Raw genomic sequence first — 13,500 nt, forward strand, 5'->3', positions numbered from 1 at the left:
CGACCGGTTTCCTGCATGTCGGCAATCTGCGCACCGCTCTACACAATTGGATGTGGGCGAAGAAGCATGGTGGGCAGTTCCTGCTGCGCATCGACGATACCGATGGGGAACGCAGCGAAGAGCGGTTCGTCGAGGCGATTCGCGACGATCTCGCGTGGCTCGGCCTGTCGCCCGATGGCGAGGCGCGGCAGTCGGCACGGTTCGCCCTTTATGAGTCACGGTTTGCCGATCTGGTCGCGAGCGGGCGAGTCTATCCTGCATATGAGACGCCGCAGGAGCTCGACCTGAAGCGCAAGATCCGGCTCGGGCGGGGACTGCCGCCGATCTATGACCGCGCCGCACTCTCTTTGTCGGACGCCGATCGCGCGACGCTGGAGGCCGATGGCGTGCGCCCGCACTGGCGCTTCCGCCTGTCGGCCGATCCGATCCAGTGGGACGACCTGATCCGCGGCCCCCAGCGCTTCGATCCGGCGACGATGAGCGATCCGGTGGTGCGCCGCGCCGACGGATCGTGGCTCTATCTGTTGCCGAGCGTCATCGACGACATCGACATGGGCATCACCCACGTCGTGCGCGGCGAGGACCATGTGTCGAATACCGCAGCGCAGGTGCAGATGTTCGCGGCGCTGGGTGCGACCCCGCCCGTTTTCGCCCATGAAGCGTTGCTCACGGGGAGCGAAGGCAAGCTGTCGAAGCGACTCGGCTCGCTCGGCGTCACGCACTTCCGGGACGAGGGCATCGAGCCACAGGCGATCGTATCGCTGCTCGCGCGGATCGGCACCAGTGATCCGGTCGAGCCGGTCGTCGATCCCACGCCCCTGATCGATGCGTTCGACTTCGCGCATTTCGGGCGGGCGCCGGCTCGGTTCGACGAGGCGGAACTCGCCGGCGTGAATGCCAAGGTGATCCACCAGCTGCCGTTCGACGCGGTGTCGGACCGGGTGCCCGGCGGCATGACCGCCGATGGCTGGTACGCGATTCGCCCGAACCTGGAGCGCGTCGCCGAAGCGGCCGATTGGTGGAACGTGGTCGAAGGCCCCATTGCCAGCGAGACCGCCGACGACGACCGTGCCTTTCTGGGCCAGGCCGCAGCGGTCGCACGCGACCTCGATTGGAGCGCCGACCCATGGCCCGCGCTGACCGGCGCGCTGAAGGAGACGAGTGGGCGCAAGGGCAAGACGCTGTTCCTGCCATTGCGCCGCGCGCTGACCGGGCGCGAGCACGGTCCCGACATGGCCGCCCTGCTACCGTTGATCGGTCGCGACCGCGCGGTGGCGCGGCTCGACGCCGCAGCGGGCTGAATTTCTCGATCCTTATCCATATGGCGCAATAAAAGGGCGCTTGAGCGCATTTTGATATGGTGTAACATCACGCAACGGCCGGATGGTCCGGCGAGGAGTATGATCGAGGAGAGACGTGATGTATGCCGACCGGTACCAGCGTTCGAAACCCAATCCCGTAAGCCTGACTGCCGCCATCGGCATCAACGCGGTATTGATCGGCGCGCTCCTGTTCTCCGCACCCGATATCGCGACTCATATCGAGAAGAGCTTCACCAGCTACGACGTCCCGATCACGCCGCCCCCCGAGCCGATCAAGCCCGAGCCGGTGAAGGAAACCAAGGCCGCGACCAGCCCGACCGAACCGCTGATCGTCACCCCGATCCCCGAGGTGAAGACCGTGACGGTCGACACCCCGATCGGCACCACGACCGATATTCTGACGCCGCCACCGTCATTGCCGGGACCGACCGCCACCGGCACGCCGACCGGCACGCTCACGGTCGATCCGCCCAAGCCCGCCCCGGTGATCGTCGGCGCGACGCCCGATCCGCGCGCGACGTTCCAGCCCGACTATCCGCCATCCGAGCGGCGCGCCGGAGCGGAAGGCGCGGTGACCGTTCGTGTGCTTGTCGGCACCGATGGCCGGGTGAAGTCGGTCGAACGCGTCGATGCCGCCAGCGACGCCTTCTATGAGGCCACCCGCCGCCAGGCGCTCAACCGCTGGCGCTTCCGTCCCGCCACGCGCGACGGCGTGCCCTATGAGACATGGCGGACGATGACGGTGCGCTTCGTGCTCGAAGACGCGTGATCGACCAGGCGCGGGGGTGGTTCGACGCCGCCCCCGCGCCTATGTATAGAGGCGCAATGCGATATTTCGCCCGCTTCTCGCCGTTCCGCGCCATCCAGGACCTGCGCCTGTATCTGGCATCGCGCCAGAAATACGAGCTGGTCTTCCTGTTCGTATCGATCGTCCTGACGACGCTGCTGATCGCCGGCTTCGTGAAGGATTCGCGGGTCGAGAAGCCGTACAAGCGCGACATCGTCTATGTCGAGAACTGGCGCGCCGACCGCAGCAGCGAACAGATCCGCGCCGACCAGCTGCGCGACATGGCGACCCGCACCAAGCTGGACGCGATGCAGGAAAAGGCGATGGCCGACCGCAAGGCGAGCTTCAAGCGGGTCGACGACAAGCTGACCTCGTGGGGTCTGTAACACCGGACGACGCCCGCTGGATGACCGCCGCGATCGCCCTGTCGGAGCGGTCGCGCGGGCGGACGGCGCCGAATCCCAATGTCGGCTGCATCATCGTTCGCGAGGGGCGCGTTGTCGGACGTGGCTGGACCCAGCCGGGCGGGCGACCGCATGCCGAGGCAATGGCATTGGCCGAGGCCGGCGAGCGCGCCCGCGGGGCGGCGGCCTATGTGACGCTGGAGCCGTGCGCGCATCAATCGACGCGCGGACCGGCCTGCGCGCCGTCACTGGCCGAGGCAGGCGTGGCACGAGTCGTCGCGGCGCTCATCGATCCCGATCCACGGACGGCGGGGCGCGGGCTGGCGGTGTTACGGGACGCAGGGGTGGTGGTGGTCGAAGGCGTCGGCGCCGACGGAGCGCGGCGGGCGATGGCCGGCTTTCTTACACGACGCGCGTTGGGGCGGCCGTTCGTGACGCTGAAGCTCGCAATGTCCCTAGATGGCTGCATCGCGCTGGCTTCGGGCGAGAGTCGCTGGATCACCGGGGCGGAAGCGCGGGCGCATGCGCACCTCGAACGCGCGCGACACGAGGCGATTCTGGTCGGGCGCGGCACATGGGACATCGATGCGCCGAAGCTGGACGCACGCTTGGCGGGGTTGGAAGACCGGTCGCCGATTCGGGTGGTGCTTTCCCATCGCCCTCACCCTTCCGCGGCTGCGCCGCTCCCTCCCTCTCCCGACGGGAGAGGGAAGGGGCCCGCCGCCGCAGGCGGTGGGAAGGGTGAGGGCGACCTAACATATATCGCCCGCCCCGAGGACATCGCCCACCTCTCTGCCGACCACGTTCTGGTCGAAGGTGGCGCGCAGACCGCAGCCGCCTTTCTCTGCACGAATCTCGTCGATCGCCTGCTCCTTTACCGCGCGCCGATCCTGATCGGCGGCGGCAAGCCGGGGCTCGGCGACATCGGCCTGAGCGATCTCGCCGTCGCGCACGGCCAGTGGCGCCGCACCGATACCCGGCGGCTTGGCAGCGATACGCTGGAGGTCTACGAGCGGCGCCCATGTTCACCGGAATAGTCAGCGACGTCGGCGAAATCGTCTCGGTCGAGGATCGCGGCGACCGGCGCGTGCGGATCCGCACCGCTTATGATCCCGCCACGATCGATCTCGGCGCCTCGATCGCCTGTTCGGGGGTCTGCCTGACCGTCGTCGGCACCGGCCCCGATTGGTTCGACGTCGACGTCTCGGCCGAAAGCATCCGCCGCACCGCTGATGACATGTGGACCGCCGGCCGCCGCCTGAACCTGGAACGCGCGCTGAAGCTGGGCGACGAGCTGGGCGGGCATATCGTCACCGGCCATGTCGACGGCGTCGCGCGCGTGACCGGCATCACGCCCGAAGGCGAATCGCACCGCGTCGGTTTCCGCGTCGATGCGAGCCTCGCCCCGTTCCTCGCGCCCAAGGGGTCGGTCACGGTCGATGGCGTGTCGCTGACCGTCAACGAGGTCACCGACCAGGCCGACGGCGCAACCCATTTCGCGATCAACATCATTCCACATACGCAGAGCGTGACGACATTGGGCGCCCTCGCGCCGGACCAGTCGGTCAATATCGAGATCGACGTGCTCGCCCGCTATCTGCAGCGCATGGAGGCCTATCGTGGCAAAGCCCGCTGAAGTCGCGCGTCTCGCGCACGCCTTTCTTTCCAGTCCCGAAGAAATCATCGACGAGGCTCGCAACGGCCGGATGTTCATCCTGGTCGATGACGAGGATCGCGAGAACGAGGGCGATCTGGTCATCCCTGCGCAGATGGCGACGCCCGATGCGATCAACTTCATGGCGAAATACGGCCGCGGGCTGATCTGCCTGGCGCTGACCAAGGACCGCGTCGACCAGCTCGGCCTGGAACTGATGAGCCGCAACAACGGCACACGGCACGAAACCGCCTTCACCGTCTCGATCGAGGCGCGCGAGGGCGTGACGACCGGCATTTCGGCCGCCGACCGCGCGCGCACCGTCGCGGTCGCGATCGACGCGTCGAAGGGCCGGTCGGAGATCGTGACGCCGGGTCACGTCTTCCCGCTGGTCGCGCGCGACGGCGGCGTGCTGGTGCGCACCGGCCATACCGAAGCCGCGGTCGACGTCGCGCGCCTCGCCGGGCTCAATCCCTCGGGCGTGATCTGCGAGATCATGAACGAAGACGGCACGATGGCGCGGATGGACGACCTGGTCGGCTTCGCCCAGTTCCATAAGCTCAAGATCGGCACGATCCGAGATCTGATCGCCTATCGCCGCCGCTACGATCATCTGGTCGAAAAGAAGGCCGAGGTCCGATTCACGTCCGAATGGGGCGGCGAATGGACCGCACTGACCTATTGGAACAAGGCGACCGAGACCGAACAGCTGGTGCTGACCAAGGGGCGCATCGACCCGAGCAAGCCGACCCTGGTGCGCATGCACGCGCTGTCGCCGTTCGCCGACCTGCTGGGCGAGACGACCAAGCGGTCGGGCCTCCTGCAGCGATCGATGGAAATCATCGGCCAGGAAGGCGCCGGCGTCATCGTCGTGCTGTCGAGCCCGCGCAGCGACGCGTTCACCGCGGCGCTGCGGATCAAGTCGGGCGAAGCGAACGCCGCCGACATGGAGGAACTGCGCGACTACGGCGTCGGCGCGACCATTCTTTCCGAACTCGGCGTGCACGACATGGTGCTGCTGACCAACACCCACCACACGCTTGTCGGGCTGGAGGGCTATGGCCTCAGCATCGTCGGTGAGCGACCGATTCCCGAGGACCATTGATGGCCAAGTTTCTCATCGTCGAAGCGCGCTTCTACGAACACCTCAACGACCTGCTGCTCGAGGGCGCCCGCGCCGCGATCGAGGCCGCGGGGCATAGCCATGAGACGGTTACGGTGCCAGGCGCGCTCGAGGTCCCCGGCGCGATCGCACTGGCGAGCGAGAGCGGGCGGTACGACGCCTATGTCGCTTTGGGCGTCGTCATTCGCGGCGAGACGTACCACTTCGAAATCGTGGCGGGCGAAAGCGCGCGCGGGCTGATGGCACTCAGCATGGATGGCCTCGCCATCGGCAACGGCATCCTGACGACGGAGAACGAAGCGCAGGCGCTGACACGGGCCAGGAAGAGCGAGAAGGACAAGGGCGGCGAAGCGGCCAAGGCGGCGATCGCGATGCTGAACTTGCGCGGGCGGTTCGGCTGACCGGGCCGGTCCTCTCCACCCCGCGGTTGATCCTGCGGTTGCCCGAGCGTCGGGATTTCGACGCTTGGGCGGACTTTTGCGCCGATGCCGAGCAGATGCGCTTCCTGGGCGGCGCGATGCCGCGATCGGTCGCGTGGCGCGACATGGCGCTGCGTGCGGGCGCCTGGCTGACTCACGGCTTTTCGATGTTCTCTGTCATCGAGCGCGACACCGGCGCGTGGATCGGGCGGATCGGGCCGTGGCAGCCCGACGGCTGGCCGGGCACCGAAGTCGGCTGGGGCGTCGCGCGCGCATTCGCCGGGCGCGGCTATGCCTATGAGGCGGCGGCGGCGGCGATGGAGTACGCGGTCGAGGTGCTCGGCTGGGCCCATGTGATCCACACGATCGATCCGGACAACACTGCGTCGATCCGGCTCGCCGAACGGCTGGGCTCCACCAATGGCGGCCCGGTCACCCTGCCCGCCCCGCTCGCCCATTTCCGCGTCGATGCCTGGGGCCAGAGCGCCGACCAATGGCGCGCGCGCCGGGCCGCCGAGTGACCAGCCAGCCGCCCCCGTCCCGCTACCGCGTGGTGGAGCAGGGTCGGCGGCTGGTGGTGATCGATACCCGGACCGGCACGTCGGCCGACCGCGGCCGCGACGTCGCGCCGACCGGGGCGAAGACGCCGCTCGGCCCTGAGCGGATCGCCTTCGACGGCCGCGCGGTGCTGGTGACCCGCCCCTTCTACGACGACAAGGCGCCGCGTCGGCTGGTGCTGGACGAGGGCGCGGCGCGGTGGCTGGAGAATGCGCGGAGTCTGGGGATCGGGGCGGCGGTGCTGGCGGTCGTGGCGGCGATCCTAATCCCGCAAATCGTACCGATCGGCCTCATCGCGATCGTCGCCGTCGTCAACGGCAAGTCCCGGGCACGGCTCCGCGCAGGTCTGACCGCCTGGCTCGACCGCTTCGACAGTGACCGATAACCATCCTCCCCTGCAAGGGGAGGTGGCAGGCCGAAGGCCTGGCGGAGGGGTGTCGACCTCTCGATAGCGGGACACCCCTCCACCACCGCTTCGCGGCGGTCCCCCTCCCCTTACAGGGGAGGATTTTCGGCTAAGCTGCCAGCGTCGGGTAATCGATGTACCCCTCCGGCCCCGAGGTATAGAAGGTCCGCTTGTCCGGCGTATTCAGCGGCGCGCCCGTGCGCAGCCGCTCGACCAGGTCGGGGTTCGCCAGGAACGGGCGGCCGAAGCTGATCGCGTCCGCGACCCCGCTGTCGAGATCGGCCTGCGCCTTTGCCGCGTCGTAATCCTGGTTCAGGATCAGCGGGTTGGTGAAGACCTCGCGGATCTTCGGGCTGAGCTTTGGCACATCGGTCTGTGCGAACGTGTCGGTCGGGCTCGATTCGCGCAGTTCGAGGAACGCGATGCCGAGCGACTGGAGGTGCGCGGCCGCCGGCACGAACACGGCTTCCGGGTTCGAATCATCGCAGCCCTGGACTTCGCCGTTGGGTGACAGGCGCACGCCGGTACGGTCGGCACCCGCTTCGGCGACCAGCCGCTCCATCACCTCGCGCAGCAGGCGCAGGCGATTGTCGACCGAGCCGCCATAATCGTCGTCGCGGAAATTGGTGCCGTCGCGCATGAACTGGTCGATCAAATAACCGTTCGCGGCATGCAGCGCGACGCCGTCGAAGCCGGCGCGCATCGCATTGCGGGCGGCGCGCGAGTAGTCGTCGAGCGTGCGGGCGATATCGTCCGTCGTCATCGCGCGCGCCTCGACATTGACGTTCTCGGTCGCGCCCGGCCGCGCAGGCGCGGTGGTCGCGGAGGAGGAGAAGGGGGCGTCGCCCGTCACGTCCTTGCGCGCCAGCCGTCCCAGGTGCCACAGCTGGGGCACGATCCGCCCGCCGGCCTGGTGAACGGCGTCGACGACCGGCTTCCACGCCTCGACCTGTTCGTCCGACCACAGCCCCGGGGCATTCGGCCAGCCGAGCCCTTCGCGGCTGATGCCGGTGCCTTCGGTGACGATCAGTCCGGCGCCGGCGCGCTGGCGGTAATATTCGATCATCAGCGGCGTCGGCACATGCGCCGCCGTCGCCCGGCCACGGGTCAGCGGGGCCATGACGGTGCGGTTGGGCGCAGGAATCGCGCCGTAATCGATGGGGTCGAACAAGGTCGGCATATAGAAATTCTCGTGTCTTATGGTGGCGACGGCGCCCAGATAGGGCGTTAGGGGGCCGCATGCATCGCGTGCCCGACGAAACAATCGCTACGCCGCCCCCAAGCAAAGCGTTGCCGCTGGCCGCTTTGATCATCGCGAACGTCGCGCTTGCCTTCGGCCCGTGGTTCGTACGGCTGACCGACGTCGGGCCGGTCGCAGCCGGCTTCTGGCGGGTGGGGCTCGCCGCGCCGGTCCTGCTCGGTGCCGCCGCGTTCGCCGGCCAACGGCCGGTCGCGCAGGCGAAGGGACTGTGGACCGTGCTCGCGGTCGGCGGGCTCGCCTTCGCCGGCGATCTCGCGACATGGCATGCCGGCATTCACCATACCCAGCTCGCCAATTCGACGCTGTTCGGCAATGTCGCGACGCTGATCTTCCCGATCTACGGCTTCATCGTCGCGAAGAGCTGGCCGACCCGCACGCAGGGGATCGCGCTGGCGATGGCGGCGGTCGGCGGGGCGCTGCTGATGGGGCGGTCGGCGCAGCTCAGCCCGCAAAACCTGATCGGCGACCTGCTGTGCCTGACGGCAGGGGTGCTCTACGCCGTCTATTTCATCATCATGGCGCGCGTCCGCGCGACGATGCACCCGGTGCCGGCACTCGCCTTCGCCTCGCTGTTCGGCACGGTGCCGCTGTTGGGCGCGGCGCTGCTGCTCGGCGAGCAGGTGTGGCCGGGTGACTGGGGACCGATTCTGGCGATTGCGGTCGTCAGCCAGCTGATCGGGCAGGGGCTGATGATCTATGCGCTCGGGCATCTGACTCCGCTCGTCGTCGGCGTGGCGCTGCTCACCCAGCCCGTCGTCGCCGGGGCGATCGGGTGGATCGCGTACGACGAGCGGCTGGGGCTGCCCGACGTTGCCGGGGCGATGCTCGTCGGGCTTGCGCTGGTGCTGGTGCGCAAGGGCGGTCCGTCGACGTCGCAAGCGCTTGAACCCGGCGCGCCGGAGGGCCACAAAGGCCGGTGATGGCTTACGAAGACGCGACCCTCGACGAAATCCGCAGCGCGCTGGCACCCGAAGTGGCGGCCAATGCCGCGTTCGATGGCTGGAATGTCCGCGCCGTAGAGGCGGCCGCGGCGGCGCTCGGGATCGATGCCGACGTCGCGCGGCTCGCCTTCCCCGGCGGGCCGGTCGACATGATCGATGCGTGGTTCGCCCACATCGATGCCGAGATGCACGCGCGCCTGCCGGCCGAGGCGCTGGCGGCGATGAAGATCCGCCAGCGGATCACGACGCTCGTCGAAACGCGGCTGGAGATCGCCGCGCCGAACCGCGAGGCGCTGCGCCGCGCGCTCGCGATCCTGGCGCTGCCGCAGAATGCCCTGCGCGCCGCCAGGCTCGGCTGGCGATCGGCCGACGTCATGTGGCGCGCGGCGGGCGATACCGCGACCGACTACAATCACTATACCAAGCGCGCGATGCTCGGCACCGTCTATGCCGCGACGATCGCGGTGTTCCTGGACGACGACACCGAGGATTTCGCCGACACCCGCGCGTTCCTTGCCCGGCGAATCGAGAATATCATGCAGTTCGAGAAGGTGAAGGCCGGGATGCTGGGCAACCGCGACCGGGTGCCGAGCCTGAGCCGGTTCATCGGGCGTCTGCGCTATCCGGCGGTGTGATACCCAAGGCCCACCACCGTCATCCCCACGGAGGCGGGGATAAATTCTGGCTGGCCCAAGTGAGTCCCACGATGTTCAGCGTCTATTTATCACCGCCTCCGCGGGGATGACGCAGGTATGGGAGGCGAGACTTACCCCTCGATCCCCTGCGCGAAGCTGAGGCTGAGCATCTTCGAATTTGCCGGCACATCGGTCCGCCCGCTCGCAAAGCCGATCGAGGCGTTGGGGCCCAGCGTCCGCTGTTTCGGCGTCACCGTCCAGTTATAGACCACGCGCCCCTGTGCATCGAGCAGCGCGACGCGCACGTCGGGGACGCGCTGGGCGGCGCCGGTCGGGTTCACGATCGTGCCGCTGACCGCGAACAGCTCGCTGCCCGTACCCATGTCGCGGCGTTCGATCGCCTCGCCGGTGAATTTGAGCGGCGTTTCCGCGGTGCCGACCGGCAGGCCGAGCTGCGCGGCGATGCCCGGCGCACCCGAATAGAGGATCGCACCGACGCCGAGCAGCATCGAACAGCCCGCGACCAGCGCCGCCGCGGTCCAGCGGCGCGCGGGGTTGGTGCGTGGGCGGAACGGCGGGCGATGCGCGAAGGCGTCATATTGCGGGCGCGGTTCAACCAGCGTGTCGTCGAAGGTCCGCGTCATGGCCGGGCGCGGCAACGGCTGGCTCTCGGCCGCGCGTGGCGCTTCGACCGGAGCGGCCGGTGCAACGACCGGGGCAGCAGAAGCCGGCTGCGGCGCTGCAGCCTCGGGCTCGTACGCCGCGGCGCGCGTCGCGGCCGACAGGTCCATCATCGCCGGCGGCTGAAACCAGCTGTGCCGGCAATTGGCGCAGCGTACGGTACGTCCGTCGGGGCCGATTGCGGTATCCGGCACCAGATACCGCGAGCTGCATTGCGTGCATTCGAGGATCATGTGGCGGACTTCCCCCTTTGAGCGAAAAAAACTGGTTGCTCGAATTGGCTGAATCTTAAGCATTTCCACGAGTCGCGGGCAAGGCCTGTCCACCGGCTTATCCACAGCTTGAGCCCCGCCCGCCCCTGTGCGATGGCTCGAGGCTGTGTCCCGATCGAGGAATCCGGCCGCCGGCATGGCGAACATCGTCCAGTTCGAGAATGTCGGCCTCCGCTACGGGACTGGCCCTGAGACGCTGATCGACGTCAGCTTCTCGCTGGCCGCGGGCGGTTTCTATTTCCTGACCGGGCAGAGCGGCGCGGGCAAGACATCGCTGCTCAAGCTCCTCTACCTCGCTCAGCGCCCGACGCGCGGGATCATCCGATTGTTCGGCGAGGATGCGGTGATGCTGCCGCGCGACCGCCTGCCGGGCTTTCGCCGTCGCATCGGCGTCGTCTTTCAGGACTTCCGATTGATCTCGCACCTGTCGGCGGCGGACAATATCGCCCTCCCCTTGCGCGTCGCCGGCGTGCCCGAAAGCGATATCGAGACGCCGGTACGCGAAATGCTCGCCTGGGTCGGCCTTGCCGATCGCGCCAACGCCCGGCCGGAAACGTTGTCGGGCGGCGAGCAGCAGCGCGTTGCGATCGCTCGCGCGGTCATCGGCCGTCCGGAAATGCTGGTCGCCGACGAACCGACCGGCAACGTCGACCCGAAGATGGCCGCGCGGCTGATCCATCTGTTCGAGGGTCTGAATCGCCTGGGCACCACGGTCGTGGTCGCGACCCACGACCTGGGCCTGATCGGCCGGATCGACGGCGCGCAGCTGATGCGGATCGAGGGCGGGCGGCTGCTCGACCCGACCGGCGCGCTGCGCCACCCGCCAGCGCGGTCGGCATGAGCACGCCCGCTGCCGGGACCGCGCGTCGCGCACTGCTCGACGACGGGCGCAAGACCCGCGCCATGGGCTGGGTGATGGCGGTCATGCTGTTCCTGACCGTGCTCGCTGCCGCGCTGGGACTGGGGACATGGGCGGGCGTGACCAGTCTCGACCGCCAGCTCGCCGGACGGTTGACGGTCCAGCTGATCGGCACCGACACCGCGCGGGTGAGCGATGTCGCCGACGCCCTGCGCCGCCAGGGCGGCGTCCGCGACGTCGCGGTCGTGCCGCGCGAAGACTTGATCGAACTCGTCCGCCCCTGGCTCGGCGATGCCGGTCTCGACGCCGACCTGCCGATGCCGGCGATGATCGACGTGACGCTGGCCGACGGCAGCACTGCAACCGCCGACGCCGTCGTCGCAAGCATCGGTCGCGCGGTGCCCGGCGCGCATGTCGACCGCGCGGCGCGCTGGCTGGCACCGGTGCGCAGCTTCATCGCGAGTCTCGCGTGGCTGGCGGCAGGCGTCGTCGTCCTGATGGCGCTCGCAACCTCGGCCGTCGTATTGCTGGCGGCGCGGGCGGGGCTCGACACCCACCGCGATACGATCGACGTGCTGCACATGCTGGGTTCGACCGATGTTCAGGTTTCCCGGCTGTTTCAGCGCCGCATCGCGCTCGACACGTTGGTCGGGGGCACGCTCGGGACGATCGCGGCGATGGGCGCGGTGTTCCTGATCGGACGGCGGGTTTCGGCGATCGATTCGGTTCTGGTGTCCGGTGTCACGCTCGACGTCGGCGCCTGGGCGGTGCTTGCCTTGTTGCCGCTTCTCTTCGCGTTGCTCGCAACCATCGCCGCGCGGGTCGCGGTGTTGAAGACGTTGAGGGCACGGCTGTGACGATCATCCGCGTCCTCGCGCTCGTCGCGCTCGCCTATCTGCTGGGCTTCGCCGCCTTCATGCTGTCGCTCGGCAAGCCGGCGGGGCCCGAAAAGACCGACGCGATCGTCGTGCTGACCGGTGGCGCCGGGCGCGTCGCGCGCGGGCTGTCGCTGATGGAGGCGGGGGCGGCCAAGCGGATGCTGATCTCCGGCGCCGATTCAACCGTACGGCCGAACGAACTCGCGCATGAATATCGCGTGCCGCGTCGCCTGTTCGCCTGCTGCATCGACCTCGGCTACGAAGCGGTCGATACGCGCTCCAACGGCGAGGAAACCGCCGAGTGGCTGGCGGAGAACGGCTACAGGTCCGTCCGCCTCGTCACCACCGAATGGCACATGCCGCGCGCCCGGATGGAACTGGCGCACGCCCTGACCAGCGATGTCGAGGTGATCGGCGACGCCATCCCCAGCGACCCGCCGTTCGGCATGCTGGTGCGCGAATATAACAAGTATCTCGTGCGGCGTGCCGCCTTGTGGCTGGGGTATTGATGTTCGCGAGACTGCGCACCTGGGCGTTCAACGTCATCTTCTTCACCGGATCGGTCCCCTATGTGCTGGCGACCCCGCTGATGGCGGCGCTGGGTCCGGGCGTGCTGCGAAAATGGGTGCGGTCGTGGACCCGGTACAACCGGCATTGCGCGCGACTGTGCCTGAACATCCGGATCCAACGGAGCGGGCGCATCCCGACCGCCCCGGCGCTCTATCCGGCCAAGCACCAGGCGATGTTCGAGACGTTCGAACTGGTCGCGATGCTCGATGCGCCGGTGATCGTGATGAAGCAGGAACTCGCGCGCATTCCGCTGTGGGGCTGGGCGGCGCAGCGCTACGGCATGATCACCGTCGACCGCAGCGGATCGGCCGCGGCGCTGCGCGCGATGATGCGCGCGGCAGAAGCGGCCAAGGCGGAAGGCCGGTCGGTCATCATCTTTCCCGAAGGTACCCGCGTCCGCCCCGGCGAGACTCCGCCGCTCAAACCCGGCTTCTCCGGTCTGTATCGCGCGCTCGGCCTGCCGGTCGTGCCGATCGCGATCGACAGCGGGATCGCATGGCCGAAGACGGGGCCGAAAGTGCCGAACGGGGTGATCCACTTCGCTTTTCAAGAGGAGATCCCGACCGGCCTGCCCCGGCGCGAGATCGAGGCGAAGGTGCACGCCGCGATCAATGCGTTGGAGGCTCGACCAAACGGTCGTCATTCCCGCGAAGGCGGGAATTGATAGTCGCTGGACGCGCGACTCTTTTCGAAAGTTCAGCCAGATTTGATCCCCGCCTTCGCGGGGATG

At 68.4% G+C, this 13,500-nt stretch carries 17 protein-coding genes (1 of these 17 cut by a window edge); 15 read left to right on the plus strand and 2 right to left on the minus strand.

All coding sequences use genetic code 11. The features are described from left to right. The 9 genes from JW805_14870 to JW805_14910 all read left to right on the plus strand — a co-directional run. A protein-coding gene (locus JW805_14870) for a glutamate--tRNA ligase (protein MBN2973294.1) crosses the window boundary here: on the plus strand, positions 1-1,301 show its 3' portion. Its footprint begins 28 nt before the window's first position; only the last 1,301 of its 1,329 coding nucleotides appear in the window; its start codon lies off the left edge, out of view; it ends in the stop codon at positions 1,299-1,301. A gap of 118 nt (positions 1,302-1,419) precedes the next feature. After that, complete coding sequence (locus tag JW805_14875; GenBank protein MBN2973295.1) at positions 1,420-2,091, plus strand: TonB family protein; 672 nt, start codon at positions 1,420-1,422, stop codon at positions 2,089-2,091. A 56-nt stretch (positions 2,092-2,147) separates the two neighbouring features. Next, positions 2,148-2,495 (plus strand): hypothetical protein, encoded by a 348-nt coding sequence (locus tag JW805_14880; protein ID MBN2973296.1) that lies wholly within the window; start codon positions 2,148-2,150, stop codon positions 2,493-2,495. 20 nt (positions 2,496-2,515) lie between these two features. Beyond that, on the plus strand, positions 2,516-3,550 hold the full coding sequence (gene ribD / locus JW805_14885; GenBank protein MBN2973297.1) for a bifunctional diaminohydroxyphosphoribosylaminopyrimidine deaminase/5-amino-6-(5-phosphoribosylamino)uracil reductase RibD: 1,035 nt from the start codon (positions 2,516-2,518) through the stop codon (positions 3,548-3,550). Continuing rightward, positions 3,535-4,149 (plus strand): riboflavin synthase, encoded by a 615-nt coding sequence (locus JW805_14890; protein MBN2973298.1) that lies wholly within the window; start codon positions 3,535-3,537, stop codon positions 4,147-4,149. Before ribD ends, JW805_14890 begins: the two co-directional genes overlap by 16 nt. Positions 4,150-4,219: 70 nt before the next feature. After that, positions 4,220-5,272, plus strand: coding sequence for a 3,4-dihydroxy-2-butanone-4-phosphate synthase (gene ribB / locus JW805_14895; GenBank protein ID MBN2973299.1), 1,053 nt, complete (start codon positions 4,220-4,222; stop codon positions 5,270-5,272). Then, positions 5,272-5,691 (plus strand): 6,7-dimethyl-8-ribityllumazine synthase, encoded by a 420-nt coding sequence (locus JW805_14900; GenBank protein MBN2973300.1) that lies wholly within the window; start codon positions 5,272-5,274, stop codon positions 5,689-5,691. Before ribB ends, JW805_14900 begins: the two co-directional genes overlap by 1 nt. Continuing rightward, a complete protein-coding gene (locus JW805_14905) occupies positions 5,688-6,230 on the plus strand; it encodes a GNAT family N-acetyltransferase (GenBank protein ID MBN2973301.1) in 543 nt (180 codons plus the stop codon). The genes JW805_14900 and JW805_14905 overlap by 4 nt, the downstream gene beginning before the upstream one ends. Beyond that, on the plus strand, positions 6,203-6,652 hold the full coding sequence (locus JW805_14910; GenBank protein MBN2973302.1) for a hypothetical protein: 450 nt from the start codon (positions 6,203-6,205) through the stop codon (positions 6,650-6,652). The genes JW805_14905 and JW805_14910 overlap by 28 nt, the downstream gene beginning before the upstream one ends. Positions 6,653-6,782: 130 nt before the next feature. Here JW805_14910 and JW805_14915 read toward each other — a convergent pair whose 3' ends face one another. After that, on the minus strand, positions 6,783-7,853 hold the full coding sequence (locus JW805_14915) for an alkene reductase (GenBank protein ID MBN2973303.1): 1,071 nt from the start codon (positions 7,851-7,853) through the stop codon (positions 6,783-6,785). 68 nt (positions 7,854-7,921) lie between these two features. Between JW805_14915 and JW805_14920 the strand changes: the two genes are divergently transcribed. Together JW805_14920 and JW805_14925 are read left to right on the plus strand one after the other, a co-directional pair. Continuing rightward, positions 7,922-8,854, plus strand: a complete 933-nt coding sequence (locus JW805_14920) for a DMT family transporter (protein ID MBN2973304.1) — start codon at positions 7,922-7,924, stop codon at positions 8,852-8,854. Continuing rightward, the gene (locus JW805_14925) at positions 8,854-9,510 is read left to right on the plus strand and encodes a COQ9 family protein (GenBank protein MBN2973305.1); all 657 of its coding nucleotides are present in this window, start codon (positions 8,854-8,856) and stop codon (positions 9,508-9,510) included. Before JW805_14920 ends, JW805_14925 begins: the two co-directional genes overlap by 1 nt. Positions 9,511-9,641: 131 nt before the next feature. Here JW805_14925 and JW805_14930 read toward each other — a convergent pair whose 3' ends face one another. Further along, the gene (locus tag JW805_14930) at positions 9,642-10,424 is read right to left on the minus strand and encodes a zinc-ribbon domain-containing protein (GenBank protein ID MBN2973306.1); all 783 of its coding nucleotides are present in this window, start codon (positions 10,422-10,424) and stop codon (positions 9,642-9,644) included. 175 nt (positions 10,425-10,599) lie between these two features. Between JW805_14930 and ftsE the strand changes: the two genes are divergently transcribed. From ftsE to JW805_14950, 4 genes are read left to right on the plus strand one after another with little or no spacing between them, the layout of a single operon-like run. Further along, positions 10,600-11,304, plus strand: coding sequence for a cell division ATP-binding protein FtsE (gene ftsE, locus JW805_14935; protein MBN2973307.1), 705 nt, complete (start codon positions 10,600-10,602; stop codon positions 11,302-11,304). After that, complete coding sequence (locus JW805_14940) at positions 11,301-12,179, plus strand: hypothetical protein (protein MBN2973308.1); 879 nt, start codon at positions 11,301-11,303, stop codon at positions 12,177-12,179. The genes ftsE and JW805_14940 overlap by 4 nt, the downstream gene beginning before the upstream one ends. Then, positions 12,176-12,709 carry a YdcF family protein gene (locus JW805_14945; GenBank protein ID MBN2973309.1) on the plus strand — a complete coding sequence of 178 codons (534 nt, stop codon included), beginning with the start codon at positions 12,176-12,178 and terminating at the stop codon, positions 12,707-12,709. Before JW805_14940 ends, JW805_14945 begins: the two co-directional genes overlap by 4 nt. Then, complete coding sequence (locus JW805_14950; protein ID MBN2973310.1) at positions 12,709-13,434, plus strand: 1-acyl-sn-glycerol-3-phosphate acyltransferase; 726 nt, start codon at positions 12,709-12,711, stop codon at positions 13,432-13,434. Before JW805_14945 ends, JW805_14950 begins: the two co-directional genes overlap by 1 nt. The last annotated feature ends 66 nt before the right edge of the window (positions 13,435-13,500 follow it).

This window comes from Roseomonas aeriglobus (genome assembly GCA_016937575.1).
GTDB lineage: Bacteria > Pseudomonadota > Alphaproteobacteria > Sphingomonadales > Sphingomonadaceae > Sphingomonas > Sphingomonas aerigloba.